17 protein-coding genes and 1 pseudogene are annotated in these 17,505 nt (G+C 65.9%); 6 read left to right on the top strand and 12 right to left on the bottom strand.

Annotated features, from left to right (window positions below):
• The 8 genes and pseudogenes from RMO12_RS07425 to RMO12_RS07390 all read right to left on the bottom strand — a co-directional run.
• Nucleotides 1-278, bottom strand: a pseudogene (locus RMO12_RS07425) (pyruvate carboxylase); the annotation flags it as partial.
• 12 nt (nt 279-290) lie between these two features.
• The gene (locus tag RMO12_RS07420) at nt 291-1,652 is read right to left on the bottom strand and encodes an acetyl-CoA carboxylase biotin carboxylase subunit (protein WP_309638793.1); all 1,362 of its coding nucleotides are present in this window, start codon (nt 1,650-1,652) and stop codon (nt 291-293) included.
• Nucleotides 1,653-1,662: 10 nt separating this feature from the next.
• Complete coding sequence (locus tag RMO12_RS07415; protein ID WP_309625986.1) at nt 1,663-2,193, bottom strand: biotin/lipoyl-containing protein; 531 nt, start codon at nt 2,191-2,193, stop codon at nt 1,663-1,665.
• Nucleotides 2,190-3,980, bottom strand: coding sequence for a pyruvate, phosphate dikinase (locus RMO12_RS07410; RefSeq protein WP_309638792.1), 1,791 nt, complete (start codon nt 3,978-3,980; stop codon nt 2,190-2,192). The genes RMO12_RS07415 and RMO12_RS07410 overlap by 4 nt, the downstream gene beginning before the upstream one ends.
• A gap of 8 nt (nt 3,981-3,988) precedes the next feature.
• Nucleotides 3,989-4,570 carry a hypothetical protein gene (locus RMO12_RS07405; protein WP_309638791.1) on the bottom strand — a complete coding sequence of 194 codons (582 nt, stop codon included), beginning with the start codon at nt 4,568-4,570 and terminating at the stop codon, nt 3,989-3,991.
• 88 nt (nt 4,571-4,658) lie between these two features.
• Entirely contained in the window at nt 4,659-6,224 is a 1,566-nt protein-coding gene (locus RMO12_RS07400) for a hypothetical protein (RefSeq protein WP_309625988.1), read from the bottom strand.
• 45 nt (nt 6,225-6,269) lie between these two features.
• A complete protein-coding gene (locus RMO12_RS07395; RefSeq protein ID WP_309638790.1) occupies nt 6,270-7,109 on the bottom strand; it encodes a PEP-utilizing enzyme in 840 nt (279 codons plus the stop codon).
• A 247-nt stretch (nt 7,110-7,356) separates the two neighbouring features.
• Nucleotides 7,357-8,460, bottom strand: a complete 1,104-nt coding sequence (locus tag RMO12_RS07390; RefSeq protein WP_309638789.1) for a DnaJ C-terminal domain-containing protein — start codon at nt 8,458-8,460, stop codon at nt 7,357-7,359.
• An 84-nt stretch (nt 8,461-8,544) separates the two neighbouring features.
• Here RMO12_RS07390 and RMO12_RS07385 point away from each other — a divergent pair, with 84 nt between their 5' ends.
• From RMO12_RS07385 to greB, 6 genes are all read left to right on the top strand, one after another.
• Nucleotides 8,545-9,861, top strand: coding sequence for a pitrilysin family protein (locus RMO12_RS07385; RefSeq protein ID WP_309624313.1), 1,317 nt, complete (start codon nt 8,545-8,547; stop codon nt 9,859-9,861).
• On the top strand, nt 9,858-10,811 hold the full coding sequence (locus RMO12_RS07380; RefSeq protein ID WP_309638788.1) for a bestrophin family ion channel: 954 nt from the start codon (nt 9,858-9,860) through the stop codon (nt 10,809-10,811). Before RMO12_RS07385 ends, RMO12_RS07380 begins: the two co-directional genes overlap by 4 nt.
• A gap of 186 nt (nt 10,812-10,997) precedes the next feature.
• Nucleotides 10,998-11,357 (top strand): HPF/RaiA family ribosome-associated protein, encoded by a 360-nt coding sequence (locus RMO12_RS07375; RefSeq protein WP_309638787.1) that lies wholly within the window; start codon nt 10,998-11,000, stop codon nt 11,355-11,357.
• Between the two features lie 135 nt (nt 11,358-11,492).
• Entirely contained in the window at nt 11,493-11,918 is a 426-nt protein-coding gene (locus tag RMO12_RS07370; RefSeq protein WP_309624316.1) for a VOC family protein, read from the top strand.
• Nucleotides 11,919-11,950: 32 nt separating this feature from the next.
• On the top strand, nt 11,951-12,598 hold the full coding sequence (locus tag RMO12_RS07365) for a methyltransferase domain-containing protein (RefSeq protein WP_309624317.1): 648 nt from the start codon (nt 11,951-11,953) through the stop codon (nt 12,596-12,598).
• A gap of 43 nt (nt 12,599-12,641) precedes the next feature.
• A complete protein-coding gene (greB, locus tag RMO12_RS07360) occupies nt 12,642-13,211 on the top strand; it encodes a transcription elongation factor GreB (protein WP_309638786.1) in 570 nt (189 codons plus the stop codon).
• 30 nt (nt 13,212-13,241) lie between these two features.
• Here greB and RMO12_RS07355 read toward each other — a convergent pair whose 3' ends face one another.
• The 4 genes from RMO12_RS07355 to RMO12_RS07340 form a co-directional block, all read right to left on the bottom strand.
• The gene (locus RMO12_RS07355; protein ID WP_405029633.1) at nt 13,242-15,551 is read right to left on the bottom strand and encodes a RelA/SpoT family protein; all 2,310 of its coding nucleotides are present in this window, start codon (nt 15,549-15,551) and stop codon (nt 13,242-13,244) included.
• A 91-nt stretch (nt 15,552-15,642) separates the two neighbouring features.
• Nucleotides 15,643-15,846 carry a DNA-directed RNA polymerase subunit omega gene (gene rpoZ / locus RMO12_RS07350; RefSeq protein ID WP_309624319.1) on the bottom strand — a complete coding sequence of 68 codons (204 nt, stop codon included), beginning with the start codon at nt 15,844-15,846 and terminating at the stop codon, nt 15,643-15,645.
• Nucleotides 15,847-15,860: 14 nt separating this feature from the next.
• A complete protein-coding gene (gene gmk, locus RMO12_RS07345; protein ID WP_309638785.1) occupies nt 15,861-16,529 on the bottom strand; it encodes a guanylate kinase in 669 nt (222 codons plus the stop codon).
• A 247-nt stretch (nt 16,530-16,776) separates the two neighbouring features.
• On the bottom strand, nt 16,777-17,505 hold a 729-nt coding region (locus tag RMO12_RS07340; protein ID WP_309638784.1), incomplete at its 5' end, for a HipA domain-containing protein.

The raw sequence follows: 17,505 nt of genomic DNA, 5'->3' as shown, positions 1-17,505 counted from the left end.
GTCACGCCGAAGCTGACCGCCGCGTTGGATCGCATGCCGGAGCGCTTGGGCGTGCGCGGCATGGCTTGCACCATCAGGTCCATGCCTTCCCAGGGGTTCTCCCGGCAACTTCTGATCAGCACCTCGAATAACGACGATGCGGTGAGGTCGATGACGCAATAACCGCTGCGGTCGATGACGGGGGCCACCGGCAAAGCCATTCCGGCCTGCATGCGCATGCCCCACAGGGCTTGTTGACCGTCACGGAGCGTGGTGTCGAGGATGTCAATGTGTGCCACTGTCAGCTTTCTCTAATGGAGCGCAAAGGCGGGGAGAAGAACGCGCTCCGACCAGCGCGTATCGATCTGGTTGGATGCGATATCCGGGTGCTCGGCGATCGCGCGCAGCAGTTGCAGATTGGTGGCAATGCCTTCGATCACGAAGTCATGCAGGGCCTGTCGCAGACGCTCGAGCGCCTGCGCGCGGTCGGCGCCGTGCACGATCAACTTGCCGATCATGCTGTCGTAGTAGGGCGGTACCAGCGTGCCTTCGCACATGGCGGTGTCTAGCCGAACACCGGGGCCGGCCGGCGGCGCCCAGGTGGTGATGCGGCCAGGCGATGGCGTGAAGTTGCGCATTGGGTCTTCGGCAAGGATGCGCACTTCGATGGCATGGCCACGGGTCACGATGTCGGCCTGCGTCAGGTGCAGCGGCTCACCGGACGCCACGGCGAGCTGCAGCTGAATCAGATCCACCCCGCACACCGCTTCGGACACCGGATGCTCGACCTGGATGCGCGCATTGACCTCCATGAAGTAGAACTGGTCGCGTTCTTCGTCATAGAGAAACTCGACCGTGCCGGCGTTGCGGTATTTGATCGGCGCGAGCAGGTCGATCGCCGCCTGGTGCAGGCGCCGCCTGACCTGCTCCGACAGGATGGCCGCAGGCGCCTCTTCCATCATCTTCTGGTAGCGGCGCTGCAGCGAGCAGTCGCGCTCGCCGAAATGCAGGATCGTGCCCAGCCCATCGCCGATCACTTGCACTTCGACGTGGCGCGCCCGCTCGACGTAACGCTCCAGGTACAAGGTGCCGTCACCGAATGCCTCCTGGGCCTCGTGCGACGACGTGTCGAAGCCCGCGCTCAGGTCCTCGGCACTGCGCGCGACCAGCATGCCCCGGCCGCCGCCGCCGGCAGAGGCCTTGGTGATCACCGGATAGCCGATGTGCGCGGCGATGCGTTGCGCCTCTTCGACCGAGGCGACCTTCTCGCTGCCCGAGACCATCGACACACCGGCGGCCCTGGCCAGCGTGCGCGCCGCCAGCTTGTCGCCAACCAGTCTGATGGACTCCGACGTGGGGCCGACGAACACAATGCCGTTGGCCTCGCAGAGCGCCGCAAACGACGCCCGCTCCGACAGGAAGCCATAGCCCGGGTGCAAGGCATCGCAGCCGGTTTGAAGCGCCGTGTGCACCAGCACCCGACCATCCAGGTAAGAGCTTCGCGCCGGCGCGGCGCCGATCACGATCGTGCGATCGGCTTCGTGCGCCGCCTGGCTGTCTTTGTCGGCCACGGAGGCCGCCAATACCGTCTCGATGCCGCGCGCGCGCGCCGCTCGCACGATGCGCAACGCGATCTCCCCGCGATTGGCCACCAGCAACCGCCGCATGCTCATTGCAGGAGCCTCACTCCGTCACTTCGATGAGGAACAGCGGTTGGTCGAACTCGACCAGTTCCGCATCCTTCACAAGCACCTGTCGCACGACACCGGTCACCCCGGCCTGCACCGAGGTGAACAGCTTCATCACCTCGATCACGCACACGTCGGTGTCGGGCTGCACCCGCTGGCCGATCTCGACGTAAGGCTTCGCGCCCGGCTTGGGCGCCATGTAGAACGTGCCCAGGCTGCCGGCACGAATGGTCACGTGGCCCGCCGGCGTTGGCTGCGCTTGCGGCGCTTGCGGTGCGACGGCCCGAGGTGCAGGTCTTGCCGGCGACGTCGGGGTCGAAGGGCCGGTGTGGGCGGTCGACGCAGCCGCATCGCCGCGCAGCGGAGCGGGCGCAAGCGCCGTTGCGCCACTGAGGCGTCCCCGATCGGCCGGGTCGTTCGAGAGGTGAATCTCGAAGCCCTTCGAGACGATGTGGAGCTCGTCCCATTGGCTCGCGTCGAACAGCTCGATCAGGGCTTGCACGTCCTCCAGATTCACCTCGGTCATGCCAATCCTTTCTGCACAGTTGGTGATGTCTTGGCCGCGCCGACCTGCACCGCGGCGAGCAGTGGCGGCAGGACAGGGTCCGCGATGATGAAGTCAAGGCCGGCGGCGATGGCCGCGCGCACGCCCTCGTCGCTCGCGATGGCGCCGCCGCGGGCACCGCGGGCCGGGCGAAGGCGAAGCAGAATCGAGCCGAGCCGAGCCGGGTCGGTGGCACCGTCCACTTGATCGAGGTCCACCACGCCGTCCCCAGGCGCGTCCGCGGGCCGCAGGACGCGCAGTGGTGACCGGGCCTCGGCCCATCGGGTCAGCGCGACCAGCGCGTCATCCGAACGTTCGTCCGGCCTCACCACCTCGAGTGCGCCTTCGAAGATGCGGCCGGCCTGACCGTCTACGGTGAGGGTCTTGCCGGCCAGGCCGAGCAAGCTGCCGGCGCCGCAGCCGACGACACACGGTATGCCCAACGCTCGGCTCACCACGGCGGAATGCGACGTGATGCCGCCCTGTTCCGTGATCACGGCGACCGCCGCGATCATGCCGTGCAGGTCGGTCGGGCTGGTCGTGGGACGAGCAAGAATGACCTTTTCGCCGCCGCTCGCGCGCCGTTCGGCGTCGTCGGCGTCCGTGACGACGACGCCGACCCCGACCCCAGGGCAGGCGCCCTCGCCCCGGGCCACCTCGGATGCGCACGCGGCCACGCTGACGTGCAGGCACGGCGCCAGCAGGACGCGGATGCGATCCGGGGCGATGCGCAGGAGGGCGCTCGCTTCGTCGATCAGGCCTTCATGCACCATGTCCACGGCCGTTCTCACCGCAGCAGGGGGCGCCAGTTTGGCGCCGCGCGCCTGCAGGAGAAAGAGCCGACCTCGCTCGACGGTGAACTCGATGTCCTGCACCTCCTTGGCGGCGTACTCCAGCACCCCGGCGGCCGCGAGCAATTTTTCATGCGCCTCGGGCACGCTGCTCGCCATCAACGACAGCGGCTCGGGTGTGAACTGGCCCGAGACCACGTCTTCACCCTGAGCACGGCGCAGATACTCACCGAGTGGCTGCTTATCGCCCGTCAGCGGATTGCGGCTGAACAGGACGCCCGTTCCCGAACATTCGTCCAGATTGCCAAAAACCATTGCCTGGATCGTCACTGACGTACCCAGGGAGTGGGGAATGTCGTGGTGCTGGCGATAGCGCTTGGCGCGCCGGGAATTCCAGGATTCGAAGACGGCGCCGATGGCGCCCCGCAGCTGCACCATCGCGTCCTGCGGCAACTCGTGGCCCGTTGCGTCTCGAATGGCCTGACGGCGGTGCGCTGGTGTTTCCTCGTGGGTCGTGTCGGGCGACGGTGCTTTCAGCACGATATCGGCGTACAGCTGAAGAAAGCGCCGATGGGTGTCCCGTGCAAAACCCGCGTCTGCGCATTCCCGCGCCAGTGCCGCCTCGGTGCCGTCGTTGATGCCCAGGTTCAGCACCGTGTCCATCATGCCGGGCATCGAGACGACTGCGCCGGAGCGCACCGATACCAGCAAGGGCTTCGGGCCCTGCCCGAAACGTCGCCCCGTGCTGCATTCGAGCCAGGCCAGGCTCTGCGCCAATTCGTCTTCCAGACCGTCGGGGAAACCACCTGCCGCCACGAAGGCCGCGTGCGCTTCGGTCGTGATCACGAAAGCCGGCGGCACGCTCAGCCCGAGCGACTGAATGTGCGCGATCGACCAGGCCTTGCCGCCGACAAGATGCCGGCTCGGGAGATCGCCACCGTCCAGCCTGCGAATCCAGCGAAGTGTCGAGACCGTCATGGCCGGCCTCATTCGACGCGGGTTCGACCCAGCATGCACAACAGGTCTTCGTGCAGCTCGAACCACAGCGTGTGATAGCTCTCGATCTTTGCGTCGCTCACCCATTCGAGGGCACCGTCTTCGGCGCGCTCGAGTGCGGTGCTCAGCTTGTCACGATAGACCTGCAGTCTCGGGAGATGCCGGGCGAACTCGGCGAGGATGCGGTCCGCACGTTCGTGCAGATCGCCGAGCCGGTCGATGATCCGGCTGTCATACGCCGTGTCGGCATGGTCGTTCGTGATCGCGGACCCGGCGATGTCCACGGTCTGCCAGTGGGTGATCAGCACTTTCAGCGTGCTGTTCACCCGTTCGAACTCTTCGTAGGCCTTGGCAAACGGCTGGCTTTCGCGCAGGTCAGCGCAGTGCCGCGAATAGTCGCTTGCCAACGCGATGCGCGTGGTCGGCGTCAGCGAGTATTTCCCGTTGGCCTCGAGGACTCTCCCGCGGGCAGTCGCCTCGCGCAGCACGCTGGCGACGTGCTCTGGATCCAGGCCCATGATCCCGGCCACGGCGTCGGCGCTGGCGTATTTCTTGATCGCCAGACCGTGCAAGACGAGATGCTGTTCTCTTTTCATCACTCTCCTCAGCCCGGTCGAGAAGGCGCCGCTGGTCGACGGCGCTGTTGGGGATGACGCTCGGCTAGAGCTTGTCCGCGAGCGCCTCGACATCGTCGCGGTTCAAGCCGGCGCCCTTGCCGGCGAGCTTGCGCGAGTATTGCTGCTCCAGGCGGTACAACTCATGCGCCAGCGGCGTGTCGTAGTGGTACTTGACCCAGGTGTCGTCGAGGTAGCGGAACTTCTCGGTGCAGAGCTGCGGCACGAAGCTGCGCGTGCGCCTGTTCAGTTCATCGAGACCCATGACGCCCTGCGTCGTTCGATAGCGGTCGACCTTTTCGGGGAGGTAGGTGACGCCGGGTCGGATGCCGTCGCCGACGGACGCCACGCAGTCCGTCTCGTGCAGCAGCGATGCGGACAGCGGGGAATACGTCCGCTTGGGCAGGTCCGAGTGCTGCATCATCGTGTACTGATGGCACTGGTGGCTAGGACAGGACAAGGGCACGAACAGTGCGCCCAGGATCTGGTTGCCGTACTCGTCGTTCAACAGCACGCGGAAGCGGTCGGCACGCTCGTCGATCTTGTTCCAGTCGTCGGCATCGTAGCAACCGGCCACATGGGCAAAGTCCTTGATGATGTTGTAGTACGTCAACGCGCCGGCATCCATCAGTTGCTCGCGCGAATACCCTGCAAAGCGCTTCCACAGCTTGGCGGTGGCGTCTTTCAGGATGCCGGCGTAGCGCTCCAGGGTCTGCGTCAGCTCCTCCTTGCTCCCCATGCCGACAGGCAGATGGGTCTCGGACAATTCGTCCGAGGTGTAAAGCCCGATGCCGCACAAGTTTTCGGCCCTGTACTCCGGCTTCGACTCGAAACTTCCCCAGTCGTCGACGATGTAGAAATGCGTGTCCTTGACGGCCGTCGTGACGGTCAGCCGGCCGAAGGGGACGTCGCTGGCAATACCGTCCAGCCAGGGCATGTCGCCCTCGGCCAGATCGAAGAAGTCGCGCACCAGGAGTTCGCGCCCGCCACCGATGTTGTAGGGACCGTGGTTGGTCATGCAGACGCGGCTCTCGCAGGCGACGAGGACCGCGTACTGAGAGATGGCGGCCATGAACTTGTCGGCCGCGGTATGCAGGGAATCGCCCTCTTCGCAAGGGTGCAGGTCGGCGTGAAACACCTGGATGCGCCGCTCGGGCAGGATCTGCGATCGATGGCCGCCTTCCTTGCAGGTCAGGTGGCCGTCTTCGCGCCGCCAGGCCAGCTGGTAGCGCCGCCAGAAGTCCATCACGTAGACAACGTCCTCCGCGGCGTCGTGCGGCCGGATGATGCCCATGTTGATGAGCATCTCCCGACCCAGCAGGTAGAAATTGATCATGCACCAGTTGATTCCCATCGACTGGATCTTCGAGTTCGAGTTGCGGACCCGATCCGCAATGTCTTCCGGCGACATGTGCTTCTCGATCTTGCGCAGCAGCGTCGGGTAGCGGTAGAACGCGTTCAGGTAGCCCAGCATCACATAGGCCGAGACGGGGAAGAACTTGGACTCCTGGACCGTGCGGGTCACGCCCAGGTAGTAGGTTTCTTCACCGGCGGTACGCATCATGTTGTTGGTGGCCAGCAACTGCGCGTATGAAAGACGTGTGGATGTCATATTGATCGCCGATGCCTGTTGTTGGGGTTTTGGCGTGCCGCCGCTTCAAGCAACGTTGAGCTTCCAGACCCGCACTGCCATGTCGACCCCCCGCTGATAGGCCTCGGTGGTCTTGGCGGGCGCCGACACTTCGATCTCGACGCGGTCGCCGTCGCGGATGCCGCTGATCTGAGCGTTCATCACGCACGGGATTCCGTACTCGCGCGTCAGGATGCCCAGATGTGACCGGACCGTCCCTCCCGCGCAGATGACTCCCTTGAAATGCTCGAGGATCGGCGCAGTCAGGGTGCCACCGCTGTCGTCGATGATGGCGATAGTGTCTGGCGGCACGCCGCCCGTCAGGCTGTCCATCACGTCCTGGATCGACCGAAAGTAGCGTGCCTTGCCGATGACGTTGACCGGGAACTCGACCACGTTGTCGCCTTGCCCGCGCTGCTCGCGACCCGTCGCGTCGGCCGGCGCCAGCTTGGCGTCGGGGTGCTCGAAGGAAAAATCCCTGGACGCGGTGTCGGCACCCGGCACCGGCTTGTAAGCATCAGGACGCTCCACCTTCGAGATCATTGCGGAGCAGGTGTATCGGTAGCCACTCTCGAGCACCTTTCGCTCGATCGCCGCCAGCTCGGCTGCGGTGATCAGCGCGTAGCTTTTGTCAAAAACGAAGTCGGCCCAGCCTGCGCCGCTTTCATCGACCTTGCGTCTAACCAGATCCTTGATCGCGCTGTGAAACGCCTCGACGATCGGCGGACCCTCGCCGTCCTCGAATTTGTTCATGTCCACGAAAAGCTTCGCCATGAAGTCTCCTTCGATGTTTCGGTGGGTGCCAAGACGCGCCTTCGAGGCCCGTCGATGGCAGGCGGGCGGCCGGGAAGACTCAACGCGCGCCACTCCTCTCTACATGGGTCGAATTATCTTGCGTATTTTGCATTTCAGATATAGGAATTTACGATAGCAACACGGCGCTCGGATGCCGCTGGCTTTGGACCACCGACCCCGAGATCGGTTTGGAAGCACCAAGGTGGCGCCCGTCTGGACTACCGCGACCGAGGGGACTTTCCATCACCGGGACCTTCCCATCATTGCCGAAGGCTGCCGACACGAAAGCCCGCGCGGGGCACCCCGCCGGTCGCCCGTGCTAGCTGCTGCGCTTGAACAGTCCTTGCTCCCAAGCCCGCAGCCCTTTGTTCCATGCGTCAAGCCGCGCGTCCGCAGCCCGCCCGTCCCGGCCCGACGACGTGGCGATCAGCTGGTCCAGCAATATCTCCTGGTCAGTGCTCAGGCGCTTCGGGAATATCGGCACGACCGTGACCAGCTGGTCGCCGCGCGGACCACGGCGCTCGACCGGAAACCCCTGGTCCTTCAGGCGATAGGACAGTCGATCGCGGCTCAACTGCAGTGCTTGCAGGCCGGTGAGGGTGGGCACCTCGACCCGCCGGTTGGCGACCCACGCGAATCCATCAACGGGCAACTCGCAGCGAATGCTGCCGTCGTCGTCGAGAGCAAAGAACTCGTGGTCCAACACCTCGACGCGGATGTCGAGGTCGCCGGGCATCTGGTCAGCGCGCGTGCGGTGTCCGCCGACGTGGAGCAGGTCGCCGTGGCGCACGCCATGGGGGATGCGCACGGAGATTTTGTAGCCGCGAGCGGCCGACTTTCCGGTGCCATCGCAGTTTGGGCACGGCTGCTTCGCGATACCGCCGCCGCGGCACGCACCGCACTCGGCAAGCGTGCCGGGCCAACCGAACCAGGCGCGCTGTTTGACCGCGCCGGAGCCCTGGCATTGCGGGCAATTGCCCCCGAGCACCTGGTAGCCGGCCCCCGCGCAGCTCGAGCAGGTGTCGGTGAGCTTGCCGCGCAGCACCTTGGTGCAGCCAAGAGCCGCCTCTTCGAGCGTCAACTTGAGCTTGCGGCTGATGGTTCGGCGCTGCCGATCAGTGGCTTTGCGGGAGGCCGTCGTGGCGTCGTGTTTGTCCCGGGTTTCGTCCGGTCGTGCGGGCACGGAGCCATCGGCACCCGCGCGCCCCGGCTCGGCACCAAATCCGCGAAGCCGGATTGTCTTGAGCGCCTGGTTGATGCGCTGCATCTTCGCGACGGCGCGCGCGCTGTCGTTGCGGTCCGGGTGCCATTGCGAGACCAATCGACGCCAAGCGGCCTTCACTTCGGTCTCGCTCGCACCTGGTGCCAGGCCCAGTTCGGCAAATGCGTTGTCGGTACCCACTCGCTCACTCTCTTTTTTCATGGGCCACGCGACCCGCCACCCGTGCCGGCATTGTCGCGCGGCGTAACCTCGCATCCCGCACCCGGCCTCCGAGACGCTCCCACGATGTCACACCTTCCCTGCGACTCCGACACCACGGTGGCCACCCTGCCCAACGGCGTGCGCGTCGTCACGATCAGCCTGCCGCACCTGCAGACCGCCAGCGTCAGCGTGTATTTGCGCAGCGGCAGCCAGCACGAGAGTCGGCGCCTGAACGGCATCAGCCACGTCGTCGAGCATATGGCGTTCAAGGGCACGCACGAGCGCGACTGCCAGCGCATCAACCTCGACGCCGAACGGTTGGGCGCCGAGGTCAATGCCCATACCGACAAGGACCACACCGCCTACCACATGCGCGGCCTGGGCCGGCACGCGGGCCAGTTGCTGCACATGCTGGCCGACATCGTGCAGAACAGCACCTTCCCCGAAGCCGAACTCGAACGCGAGCGCCAGGTCATCCTGCACGAGGTCACCGACGATGAGGACGACGCGCTCACGACGGCGTTCACGCTGTTCGACAAGGTCTGCTTCGGCGAGCATGCGATTGCACGGCCCGTCATCGGCACGCGCCGCAACATCGAGCGCTTTACGCGCGCCGAGTTGCTGGGCTACGTGCAGAGCCAGTACACGGGCGCGAACGTGGTGGTCGGCGTGGCTGGCAATGTCGATCCGGAGCAGATCGTCAAAGAGGCTGAAGTAGCTTTTGGCGCGATGAGCCGCGGCAGCGAGAACGGGGTGGCAGCGCCTGCGTATGTCGGCGGTATCAGGTCGCGCCACCTGGCCGGCAACAGCCAGACCCATGTCGTGCTCGGTTTTCCCGTGCCGACGCTGAAGGACGATTACCACGCGAGCGTCGTCGCGGCGGCAGTGTTCGGCGAGGGCATGAGTTCGCCGCTCATGGACCAGATCCGCGAGCGGCGCGGTCTCGTCTACTACGCCGCCTGCTCGGCCGACGTGATGGAGCTGTGCGGGCAGTTCGTGATCGAGGCCTCCACGGCGCCCGAGCACGTCGACGAGTTCTTCGTCGAGGTCACGAAGTTGCTCGTCGCGCATGCCGAGCGCATCGACCCGGTGAGCCTGGATCGGGCACGCAACCAGATCGCGGTGCGCAGCCTGCACGAGCTGGAGCGGCCGTCGCGGCGGCTGGAGGCGGCGGCGCAGGAGTTGTTCGTGTTCGGGCGGGTGCGCTCGCGGGGCGAGTTGATGGAGCGTGCCCTGGCGGTGGAGGGCGCTCAGGTGCGTGAGGCTTTCGAGCGGATGCTGGCTTCAGGCGCGTCGGTCGCGATGGCGGGCAAGGTCCGCAAAGGGGTCAACGACCGAGTCCTGGAGTGCATGGCTTGCATGGCTCCCTCTCTGCGGCCGCTCGCGGCAATGCGCTCATGATCGTCACGAGCCGCCCCAACGCCCTGCGACTGTTCTTCGCCCTCAGGGGCTCGATCCTGCCGCGCATCGCCTGGAGTCTTGCCACCTGCACGGCGCTGGCGCTGGTGGTGACCGCGAGCCACGGCAGCCTGTTCAACGCCAAGATCACGCTCACACCGGTGCCGTTCTCGCTGATCGGGCTGGCGCTGGCGATCTTCCTGGGCTTTCGCAACAGCGCCGCCTACGATCGCTACTGGGAAGCGCGCAAGCTTTGGGGGGAGCTGGTCTACCGTGCGCGCAGCCTGACGCGTCAGTTGCTCACCTTGACCCGACTGCCGGCGCCGGCAGCCCTGCTGCGCCTCGACGCGACCGACCTGCACGACGTGCGCCACGCCATGATCCGCCGCACCGTGGGCTTTGCGCACGCGCTGCGCCACCAGCTGCGCGACACCGATGCACTCGCCGATCTGCGAGCTTGGCTGGCGCCGTCCGAGTTAAGCGCGTTTGCCGCGTCGCAATCGGGACACGACCTGCTGCTGCGCCTGAACGGCCAGCAGCTCGGCGACTGCCTGCGCGCCGCTCAGCTCGACCCGCAGGTGGCCGTGCAGATCGACGAGCAGCTCTGCGGACTGGCGGCGGTGGCGGCCGGTTGCGAGCGCATCAAGTCCACGCCCATTCCGTTTGCCTACACCCTGCTGCTGCACCGCACGGCCTACCTCTATTGCTTCTTGCTGCCCTTCGGGCTGGTCGATTCGATCGGTTTCATGACGCCCTTTGTCGTTGCCATCGTGGCCTACACTTTCTTCGGCCTGGACGCCGTGGGCGACGAGATCGAGGACCCCTTCGGTCTGCGCGCCCACCACCTGCCACTCGACGCGCTGTGCCGCACGCTGGAGATCAACCTGCTCGAGGCGATGGGAGGGAGCGAACTGCCGCCTGCGCTGCAGCCGGTGGACGGCTGGCTGCACTGAGAGCGCTGCAAGAAGCCATGCACCAAAGCGCCCGACGCCGCCCGCTTGGAACGCTGCGGCCGCCAGCGTAGGACATGGACGACACTTGATCGCGCTCGCGAGGCAGTGACAGTGCTCGCAAGGACCATCATGCTGAGCTGCAGCGGCAGCGCCGCTCACGCCACACCGGAGAATTTGATGCAAGTCTTGTTGAACACCGACCCGCACGTCGACGGGCGTCACCAGATGGCCGATCACCTGGAGACGGTGGTGAAAGACGCGCTCGGTCGCTTTGGCGAGCAGGTCACGCGGGTGGAGGCTCACCTCGCCGATGCGAACAGCCATCTCAAGGTCTCACCCGACGAGATTCATTGCACGCTGGAAGCCCGGCTGGTGGGGCTGGAGCCGGTGGTGGTGAAGGACCACGCCGGCACCGCGCATCAGGCCATCCAAGGGGCGGTCGGCAAGCTCAAGCGCGCGGTCGCTACCGCACTAGCCAAACACGATCCACGCCGCAGCGCCGCGCCGCGCCCGGAACTCGACGCGGCGGTCGACCTTCCCGACTGACACGTCGTCGGCGCGCTCGGTTCATCGAGCCGGCGGCCCGCCCGACACGTCATTGCCTTGCCAATGACACATTGATGCCAGGCGATCCGTCTGGCATCAGTCCCTTCTGAAACGAAGCCACGAGGAGCGCCGACCATGGCCCTGACGCTGAACCACTTCTCGATCCGCGCCACCGATCTGGAGGCCTGCCGCCGCTTCTATTGCGACTTGCTGGGCCTCGAGCTCGGGCCGCGGCCATCGTTCGATTTTCCGGGCCTGTGGCTCTATGCCGGCGATACGGCGGTCTTGGCCAACGCGGTGGTACACATCATCGGCATCGACCCCAACGACCCTGAAAACCTCGAGCGCGACCCCGGCAGCGTTCCGGGCAGCGGTGCGCTCGACCACGTGGCCTTCGCGGCCACCGGCCTGGCCGCGATGCGCGAGCGACTGCGGCTCACGGGCGTGGCCTGCCGCGAGCGCACGGTGCCTGGTTTCGGGCTGCATCAGGTGTTCGTCGACGACCCGAACGGCGTGGTGATCGAACTCAATTACCCGGCCGCCGAAGCGGCGGTACTCTGAGCCGCCTGTTCTCTTGATCACGCGTCTTCGAGATGAAACCCGATAGCCCTCGGCGCACGCCCGATCGCGACGCCGCACTCGCCCAGTACCGACAGCGTGCGGGTCTTTATGACGTCGAACTCGCCCTGTTCGAGCCGATCAGGCAGCGCGCCATCCTCGAACTCGGTCTTCGGCGTGGCGCGACCGTGCTCGACATCGGCTGCGGCACCGGCTTGAGCTTTGCCTTGCTGCAGTCCGGGGTCCAGGCGCAAGGCCGCATCGTCGGCATCGAACAGTGCCCTGAAATGATGGCGCAGGCGCGGCAACGCGTCGAGCGTATGGGTTGGCGCAACGTGACCTTGCTCTGCGCGCCGGTCGAAGAGGCGAACATCGCGGTCACCGCCGATGCGGCGCTCTTGCACTTCACCCATGACATCCTGCGCCGTCCCGAGGCCGTCGACGCCGTGATCGGCCATCTGCGTCCGCGCGCGTGCGTGGTCGCGGCCGGGCTGAAGTGGGCAGCTCCTTGGGCCTGGCCCACCAACCTGTTCGTGTGGGCGGCGGCGCTGCATTCGGTAAGCTCGATGGACGGGCTCGACGCGCCCTGGACCTGCCTCGCGGCGCGGCTCGAGAACCTGCAGGTTCAGACGATGCTGATGGAAACCGTGTACATCGCCCGCGGAGAACTCGCGGGCCATTGAACGCGCCCCAGCCGGGGCTCGCAGCGAGCGCGAAAATGCGCGCATGAACAAGGCCTTCACCAAGGAAAGCGACGGCGAGGACGACGACGACCTCGCATTGCCGGAGCTGCCGTCGGGCGGCAAGAACTACATCACGCCCGAAGGCTACGCGCGGCTGCGCGGGGAGTTCATGACACTGATGGACGACGAGCGCCCCAAGGTGGTGGAGACGGTTTCATGGGCCGCCAAGAACGGCGACCGCTCGGAGAACGGCGACTACCTCTACGGCAAGAAGCGCCTGCGCGAGATCGACCGCCGCATTCGCTTTCTGACCAAGCGCCTGGAGATCGCCGAAGTGGCCGACCCGAGCCTGCACCACGGCCGCGACCAGGTGTTCTTCGGCGCCACGGTCACCTACGCCACGCAAGGCGGCGAGGAGCGCACGATCACCATCAAGGGCATCGACGAGGCCGACAGCCTGCACGGCGAAGTGAGCTGGGTCTCCCCCGTGGCGCGCGCCTTGCTCAAGGCGCGCGAGGGCGACGAGGTCACGTTCGCGACGCCGGCCGGGACGCAGACGCTGGAGATCGTTGCGGTGCGCTACCCGGCTCCGCTGGGATCGATCGGCGGGTAAGAGGCACGCCCCCCGAGGGTCGTGCGCCTGTCAGGGCTTCACGCGCGCAACGCGCAGCACCGAAGGCGAGCGCTTGAGCGCGCGCAGCGCGTCGGCCAGGTGCAGACGATCGCGCACCGCCAGCAGCAGGCGCAGCTCGGTGGTTTCGGCGGCGCGCTCGTCGCCCATGTCGATGTGCACGATGTCGGCCTCGGCGCCGCTCACTGCCGCCGCGATCTGCGCCAGAACGCCCTTGCCGTTGGTGACCATGATCTGCACCGCGGTCTCGAAGCTGCGCTGCGGCGTCTCGGACCATTCGACGGTGATCCAGGGCTCGCTGTCGCGGCCGAACTGGCGCTTGCCGACGCCGCATTCGGCGGTGTGAACCACCAGCCCTTCGCCACGGCCGAGGTAGCCGACGATCGTGTCGCCCGGCATCGGCCGGCAGCAGGTGGCGAACTGCACCGTCACGCCTTCGCTGCCGTCGAGCACCACCGTGCCGTGCGAGGGTTGCGAGTCGTCGCTGGCGGCGAAGCGGCCGAAGGTCAGCGTGAGCGCGTCGGGCCGCGCGCCGCGCTCGGCCAGCAGGCCGGCTAGCCGCTTGGCGACGATGACCGGGATTTTCTTGCCCAGACCGATGTCGATCAGCAGCTCTTCGCGCTTCTTGGTGCCGCTCCAGCGCAGCAAAGCCTGCCACAGCGTGCCCTCGGCTTCGGCCGAGGTTTCGTCGCCACCGGGCATGACCAGGCCCTCGGCGCGCAGCGCCTGGGTGAGCAGTTTTTCACCGAGGCTCAGTGACTCTTCGGCCTCCATGTTCTTGAGGTAATGGCGGATGCCCGAGCGTGCGCGCCCGGTGCGCACGAAGTTGAGCCACGCCGGGTTGGGCCGCGCGCTCGGGGCGGTGACGACCTCCACCACGTCGCCGCTCCTGAGCACGGTGCGCAACGGTGCCGCCTCGCCGTTGACCTTGGCGGCGATGCAGCGGTCGCCCACGTCGCTGTGGATGGCGTAGGCAAAGTCCACCGACGTTGCGCCCTTGGGCAGCGCCAGGATCTTGCTCATCGGCGTGAACACGTAAACCGACTCGGGGAACAGGTCGATCTTGACGTGTTCGAGGAACTCGGCCGCTTCGCGCGTTTCGTCCTGGATGTCGAGCAGCGACTGCAGCCACAGGGCGCCCAGGTGCTGCGCGTCGGCGCTGCCGTGGGCCTTGTAGAGCCAGTGCGCGGCGATGCCTTTCTCGGCCACCAGGTGCATCGGCTCGGTGCGGATCTGGAACTCGACCGCCGTGCCCAGCGGGCTGACCAGCGTGGTGTGCAGCGACTGGTAGCCGTTGCCCTTGGGAATGGCGATGTAGTCCTTGAAGCGCCCCGGCATCGGCTTGTAGAGCTGGTGCAGCACGCCCAGCGCCAGGTAGCACTCGGGCAGGGTGCGCACGACGATGCGAAAGCCGAAGATGTCGCTGACCTGCGCGAAGCTCAGGTGCTTGTCGTCCATCTTGTGATAGATGGAATAGAGCGTCTTCTCGCGCCCCGAGATCTGCACGCCGAGCTTGACTTCCTTGAAGGCCTTTTCCATGTCGTGCTGCACGCGCTCGACGATGTCGCGTCGGTGGCCGCGCGCGCGCTCGATGGCCTTGCTGAGCGCCGCGTGGCGCCACGGCCGCAGGTGCTGGAACGACAACTCCTGCAACTCGCGGTAGGTCTGGTTGAGGCCCAGGCGGTGCGCGATCGGCGCGTAGATCTCGATCGTTTCGCGCGCGATGCGCTCGCGCTTGACGGGCAGCACCGCGTCCATGGTGCGCATGTTGTGCAGCCGATCGGCCAGCTTGATCAGGATGACGCGCACGTCGCGCGCCATCGCCAGCAGCATCTTGCGAAACGACTCGGCTTGCGACTCCTCGCGGGTGGAAAAGTGCAGCCGGTCAAGCTTGGTGAGACCGTCCACCAGGTCGGCGGTCTGCGCTCCGAAGCGCTCGATCAACTCGGCCTTGCCAATGCCGCAGTCTTCCATCGCGTCGTGCATCAACGCGGCCATGATGGCTTGCGCGTCGAGCTTCCACTCGGCGCACAGGCCGGCCACGGCGATCGGGTGGGTGATGTAGGGCTCGCCGCTGGCGCGGAACTGGCCGAGGTGGGCCTCGTCGGCGAACTTGTAGGCCTCGCGCACCCGCTTGATGTCGCCCGCAGTCAGGTAGGCGAGCTTGCGCGTCAAGGTGGCGAACGAGGCGGCGTCGGCGTCGAGCGCGGCGACCTGACTGTCCGACGCCCCCGTGGTCGCATGCGAGCCCTGGCCGAGCATGAACGATGGCAGCGCCTGGCTCAGTGTTCTACGGACGGCAAGGACAGCGCGGGAGGGCATTGGCTCATGGTAGCGCGCGCGGTGTGCCCCTTCGGAGCGCTAGCGAAACGGCCCGCCGAAGCGGGCCGTCTTCAGGGAACCGAAGTGCTTTTCAGAGCGGCACTTTGCGCAGCATCTCCAGGCCGATGTGGCCTTCGGCGATCTCGCGCAGCGCGGTCACGCCAGGCTTGTTCTTGCTTTCGACCTTGGGCGCGTGGCCTTGGCTCAACATGCGCGCGCGGTAGGTGGCGCACAACACGAGCTGGAAGCGATTGGGGATCTTGTCCATGCAATCTTCGACGGTGATGCGGGCCATGGGCTCTTCCAGATTCAGGTTTGGTTGATTCTTCGTTCCAGGTGCAGTGACTGGAACACGGCCGCCTTGCTGCGGCTTTGACGACTGTATTTTAGCCGCTGGGCATGCACGATCGTTTTCAGGTCGAACAAAGCCGTCTCGAACACGGCGTTGATCACCACGTAATCGAAGTACCTGGCCTGCGCTACCTCCTCGCGGGCGTTGGCCATGCGCGTCTCGATCGCCTCGTCGGGGTCTTCGCCGCGGCGCTGCAGGCGCTGCAGCAGCTCGTCCCAGCTGGGCGGCAAGATGAAGATCAGCACCGCGCCAGGAAACAGCCGCTTGATCTGCAGCGCGCCCTGCCAGTCGATCTCGAGCACCACATCCTCGCCCTCGGCCAGGCGCTGCTCGATCGCCGGGCGCGAGGTGCCGTAAAGGTTGCCATGCACCTCGGCCCATTCAAAGAAGGCGCTGTGCATGACCATGTCGCGAAACGTCGTTTCTTCCACGAAGTGGTACTGGCGGCCGTCGACCTCCTGGCCGCGCGGTGGCCGCGTCGTGTGCGAAACCGAAACCGCCAGGTGCGCATCGAGCTCGAGCAGCGCCTTGACCAAGCTGGATTTGCCGGCACCGCTGGGCGCCGCGACGACGAACAGGTTGCCGGGCGTGTCCTGGGTGGTGAGCGGTGATGGGGCGGCATTCATGCGGGGCTCACTCGATGTTTTGCACCTGAAGCTCGGGGTCAGCTCCAGGCCGTTGATTTCTATGAAACTTTGACCTCATGGTGGTAGCCGAACCCCACCATTTACCCCACACAAAACCTGCGCTGCAGTGAGACCTGTTGGGATGGACGTGAGACGAACCGGCCAGCGAAGCTCCCATTTACCAGTCTATCAGTCGAGTAGTTTTCTTGACGTTCGGCGCACCTCCACTTCGACACGCGCAGTGCGTCTACTGTTGGCCAAGTACTTCTGCTGGATCGAACTCGAACCCGGCGTAGTTGAAAGCCGCTGCCAGCTTCTCGCACTCCAGCTGCGTCGTGCCGTGTTGCCGCAGTACCGCGTGCCAGCGAGACGCGACCGTCTGTTGGATTCGATCGATGATCGCCGTGGCTTGTACGAGCGATAGCTTGAACTGCCCGTGCTGGGATAGCAGGTTGATGCGGTTCGCATACCGGTTGTACGTGCCGCAGGTCAGCGCAAGGTCGCGTTTCTCGATGCTGGTCAGTGGGTTGGGTGTCAGGTCATAGGCCGGCGACAGTTCCCATTTGTCGGTCGGTGCGATCAGCGCGTGGTTGCGAGGGTGATCGTCGGTGTTCGAGATCAAGGCGTTGAACACCATGCGCCGAAACAGTTCCTCCAGGTCCTGGGCCGGCTGCGCGCTGCGCCGCCGGAGTTCATCGGCCAGCAGCAGGTACGACCACTTGGCGCGGTCGCCGTGCGAATCCTCGGCGCCCAATGCCGTCAGCCCACTGACCATGCGATGTCTCAAGTAACCCTCGGCCGTCAGCGTGCGATCGAAGCGTTGAACCAGCAGCACGTCTTCGCCGCCGACGGTCTCGATGCGATGCCTGGCGACGCGCAAGCCGCACTCCTGTGCCAAGGCGAGCATCGCGCCTTCGACGCGGGCGTTGTTCCATCTGTCGCTCTTGTCCGGAAACTTCGCCAGCCACAGGCCTTC

This window comes from Methylibium sp. (assembly GCF_031393925.1).
GTDB lineage: Bacteria > Pseudomonadota > Gammaproteobacteria > Burkholderiales > Burkholderiaceae_C > Methylibium.
The sequence above is the reverse complement of the archived record's forward strand: the minus strand, read 5'-3'. Positions and strand labels throughout refer to the sequence as shown.